This window comes from Pseudomonas avellanae BPIC 631, from assembly GCF_000444135.1.
GTDB classification, from domain to species: Bacteria; Pseudomonadota; Gammaproteobacteria; order Pseudomonadales; family Pseudomonadaceae; genus Aquipseudomonas; species Aquipseudomonas avellanae.
In genome coordinates this window covers 1-4,744 of record NZ_ATDK01000355.1, presented here as the reverse complement: position 1 = coordinate 4,744, position 4,744 = coordinate 1, and the positions used below count along the sequence as shown (strand labels likewise).

Annotated in this window: 2 protein-coding genes; one reads left to right on the top strand and one right to left on the bottom strand. The window is 53.2% G+C overall.

What is annotated here, in order from left to right:
- Nucleotides 1-1,540, bottom strand: a 1,540-nt coding sequence (locus DW49_RS0121475) for an AAA family ATPase (RefSeq protein WP_241478696.1), incomplete at its 3' end; no start/stop codon positions are given.
- Nucleotides 1,541-2,001: 461 nt separating this feature from the next.
- Here DW49_RS0121475 and DW49_RS0121470 point away from each other — a divergent pair.
- Nucleotides 2,002-4,170: a TonB-dependent siderophore receptor gene (locus DW49_RS0121470; RefSeq protein WP_005619507.1), complete on the top strand. Its 2,169-nt coding sequence runs from the start codon at nt 2,002-2,004 to the stop codon at nt 4,168-4,170.
- Nucleotides 4,171-4,744: the final 574 nt, after the last annotated feature.

Genomic DNA, 4,744 nt, shown 5'->3' with positions numbered 1-4,744 from the left:
CGATCTTTGCGATGTTCATGATATGACATAGGTTCACCGTACCGGATTGGTCAGGTGTTGCGCTCAGTTTTTGCCGCCGCCCACTTTCAAATGTCCCTCCACGATTGACAGCCTCTTGTAAAACCTCATGGTAACCAGATTTATTGACTTCCAAACCAAATATTTCGCGGGTAAGAACACCCGCATTCTCACCAAACGTTTCCCTCTCAGGCCGATCAGCTCTGCCTTCAGCTCGCAGTCGGGTGAGCTTCCACACACAAGAACCCGGCGCCTCTTGAACAACCACGGGGGAGTGAGTTGCGATAATTGCAACACCGTTCCGGTCTTGTAGCAGGTCAGAAATAGCTCTGGTGAACGCGGACAGTAAAGGCGGGTGCAAATGACTTTCAGGCTCATCCATTAGCACAAGCGTTTTTTCCTCGACGGCCTCTACGAGCTTTGTCAATGTCAATAATACAATGGAGTGCCCTGAACTCATCCTGCTAAAAATCCGATGCGCTTTAACAATAGCCTCGTCCGTGGGAAGCTCATTTAAATGAGCAAGGTCCATGTCTTCGAAATTGCTGTCAGATTCAAGACGCTTGATCGCAGCCACCCATCTTTGCCGCTTGCTTTCTTGACTAAAGCAAGACTCCAGGCTTGTTATAAAGTCTTCCGACAGTGCCTCAGTCGTTTTCGGGGGGCGCTTACCAGGCCCTTCCCCTGGGGATTGCATGCCCACATAAAAATAAGCGACACCTTTACTTCTATCGGGTTGATCGGCAGGAAACAAGAATGGATCAAAAGCGCTAAAAGACACAGAAACAATGCTGCTAAAATAATCCGTCGGCATGGGTTCACTGCCCAGCGAGTCATGGATCAAAAATTTTCCGCAATGGGGTCTGCCCGTTGTATCACTGAGAATGGTTTCGACCATGTCATTTAATATTGTTGTCTTGCCTACACCGTTCCGCCCGATGAGAACATGAACATTAGTCGAGGGTAAGGAATGGGGCGTTACTTTAAACGACACGTCCACGCCAGCGCGCTGTTCATCCCCATTCGTTTGGTAACTAAAATGAAAACTTGTCAGCTCTGGCTTCCCGGCCAGCACACGTTTGAACTGGTCGCGGATGACAGACCAGCTGACATTTCGCATCAGCGACTCGCGAAACACCTGCTCATTCTTAACGTCCTCCAATCGCTCGGGGTCGGCGATAACATCTTTGAGAGCCTGCAAGACAGCCAACGCCGCGTCGGCTGACAAACCACCCTGAAGTTTTCTATAAAAATCAACATCCTGACCCAACGAAAAAAACTCATCACTCAGGCTTATATTTTTTGTTGAAAACTTCTCGGACGTCCATCCGTGCTGCTGGTCCTTATATCCAATCTTGGTAGTGCCAAGCTCAGTTTTTTTAGCGTCCGGACCGAAGTGCATGACTGTGAAACTGGTTTTGAATGAGTAGTCATCCCAGCTACTTCCAACCAACAGCAAGGTGTCTGTTAAGTCGGACGGTATTAAAGACGATTTCTTTAGCATCTGCATTGAGAGTTTCAAATCTATTCCTTGAACTATTGGCTCCCTGATAACGGACTGTAACGCCAGTCGATGCCCACCGCAACCCTGCCGATGACACTGTACGAGTCTACGAAGCCACTGACGTTAACCTGCCTCCGTCGCAACGGGTAGTTGATGAAATACCGTTATTTAAAACGCAAACCGCTGCGACTGCATCAGGCATTGGTTCAGTGAACGTATCTACCGGGGCGTCACGTTCAAGACCGGCTTTAATGCTGCCTCATTAGATGCAACCACTTTTCGTACAGGGCCTGAGACCGACCTCGGTCTCAGGCTTGAGCGATCCAGGCGTTCGCCCGCGCAGCGCCCAAATGTGAAAATTTCGTCATCCATTTGGCCGAAGCGTCTTTTTCTGGCAGAAACAACCTGTCACAATAATGAGAACAATTATCAACATCATTATCATCCAGCCACGGACGGCTTGAGGGAGTGTCAGGTTCATGCCGGGGCAACAATCGCAACACCGTATTCGTTTCACTCCTGCCCTGCTGACAATGGGCATCTGGATCGCAACCACTCAGGCGGCTTATGCTACCGATACGCAGGGCGCCGAAGCACCGCTCGCAACCACCATGGAACTGGGTGCTACCGAAATCAGCAGTGCCCAGCTCGGCGCCACCACCGAGGGCAGTGGTTCCTACACCACGGGTGCCATGCAGACGGCTACCAAATTGCCGCTGACCATGCGTGAAACGCCGCAGGCGGTGACCGTCGTCACCCGGCAACGCATGAACGATCAGGCCATGACCAGCATCAACGACGTGGTCAGGTATACGCCCGGTCTATTCCTCGATCAGTCCAGCGGGCCCGGCCGTCAAACCTACACGTCCCGCGGTTTCGACATCGACAACATCATGTACGACGGCCTGCCCGCCTCCTACTCGGGCTACACGGCAGGCGTGCAGCCCAATATGGCCATGTTCGATCATGTCGAAGTGATCAGAGGCGCCACCGGCCTGACGACAGGCTCTGGCAATCCATCGGCAGCTATCAACATGGTGCGCAAGCGCCCGACCGCCGATCCGCAGGTTTCCCTCACCGGCGCTGTCGGCAGTTGGGACGATTACCGTGGCGTATTCGACGCCTCCGGCCCACTGAACGACAGCCGCACGGTGCGTGGCCGGATAGTCGGTTCCTACCAGGATGCACACAGCTTCCGTGACAAGGAAAAAAGCGATCACGACGTGTTCTATGGCGTAATCGAAGCCGACCTGACGGATGCGACGACGGCGACCTTTGGCCTGTCTCGTCAGGAGGATCAAACCAACTTTTTCTGGGGCGGCCTGCCGCTTGGCACCGATGGCCACCACCTGAACCTATCACGCTCGACCTACCCCGGTACGGACTGGGAAAACAAGAAAATCCAGATCGACACCGTGTTCGGCGAACTTGAACATCGTTTCGACAACGACTGGAAACTGCGCGTTGCGGGCTCGAGCTCCACTCTGGACGGCGTGTTCTCGGGCACCTACCTCTCTCGCTACAACGGTCCGCTGGAGACCACGGCCTATCAGTCCAGGCCCGATGAAAAGCAGGCTGCATTCGATGCCTACGCCAGCGGCCCGGTCGAAGCGTTTGGCCGCACTCATGAAGTGGTGGTCGGCACCAGCAGGCGCGTCTACGACAAGACCAGCAAGGAATACAGCCCCTACGACACCGGACTCCCTATCGGCGCGCCGAAGCCGGACTTTGTCCGCAACGGTAAAACTCACAACATCGCCACCCAGGACGCAATCTATCTCACCACGCGCCTGAGCCTGGCGGACCCGTTGACCCTGATTCTCGGTGGTCGTCTGGACTGGTACGACTACGACGACCGCTCAGGCGACGAGGACTTCAAGGTCACCCGCAACCTGACGCGTTACGCGGGCCTGATCTACAAACTGGATGACCAGTACTCCCTGTACGCCAGCTACACCGATATCTTCAACCCGCAGAATTATCAGGACCTGTCCGGTAAAGTGCTCGACCCCGTGGTGGGCAAGAACTATGAGGTCGGTATCAAAGGCGAGTATTTCAACGGCGCTCTCAACGCCAGCCTCGCGGTGTTCCAGATCGATCAGGAAAACCTCAAGACCGAAGCGCCAACCCAAGCCGGCTGCGCGGTACTCACTTGCTACGATGCCGCAGGCCTGGTGCGCAGTCAGGGCATCGACATGGAGCTGCAGGGTGCGCTGACCGAGAACTGGCAAGTCGGGGCGGGATACACCTACGCCCGCACCCACTACCTCAAGGATTTCAATCCGGCGAAAGAAAATCAGCGCTTCGACACCGACACGCCTGAGCACTTGTTCAAATTTTCGACGGTCTATCGCCTGCAAGGCGCACTGGAAAAAATGCGCGTTGGCGGCAACGTCTACTGGCAGAGCCGCATGTACAACGACATTGCCCTTACCGACGGCAGCTACCGTCTGGAACAGGGCAGTTATGCCGTCGCAGACTTGATGGCGGGGTATCAGGTGAACAAGCATCTGGACCTGCAACTGAACGCCAACAACATCTTCGACCGTACCTACTACACCGCGATTGGCGCCAGCAGTGTCTGGGGCTCTACCGATGTCTACGGCAACCCGCGCAGCTATGCACTAACGGCGAAGTACAGTTTCTGACCGTGAAGCACGCCGCTACCGGACAAACTCGGTAGCGGCGTGAATGGCGTTCGAGCAGTAGCCCGTCCGGCGAACTGCACATCCTCGCGCTGGCGGCAGGCATTCAAGCGCTGACTGCAATCGCGCCGGCCAGCGGCCAATCAAGCACTGAAAAGTTCGAAAAACCTTAAAACAGAGTGATCACTCTGCTTATGAAAAAGACAAAATATTCTTGCAAATAGAAAAATAACGGCATTTTTTTGCTAAAAATATTAAATTTAACAAAATAAAAATCAAAAAATAATAAAATTAGAGATTTAAAATTTAGTTATTAAACAATTATAAAAATGAATTCGTGTATTTTTATCACTCAGTAGCTTTTATTCGCCACACTCTTTCAACGCTACCCGTCAGCCGCCCACGAGCGGCTGGCTTACATGCCCTGTGTTTCATACCTCTGTTTGGAGATTCTCCCGATGGCCAGACGCTTGCTGCCTCTAGTGTGCTGTCTCAAAAATAAATGCTCTGTAAAATCGTCTATTCTTGCTCGTTGATTACACCGTTGGAGGCGAAGAAATGAGCGCCCAAGATATCG

Coding starts and splice junctions, on each gene's coding strand:
- DW49_RS0121470 (WP_005619507.1), top strand. CDS start 2,002: ATGCCGGGGCAACAATCGCAACACCGTATTCGTTTCACTCCTGCCCTG.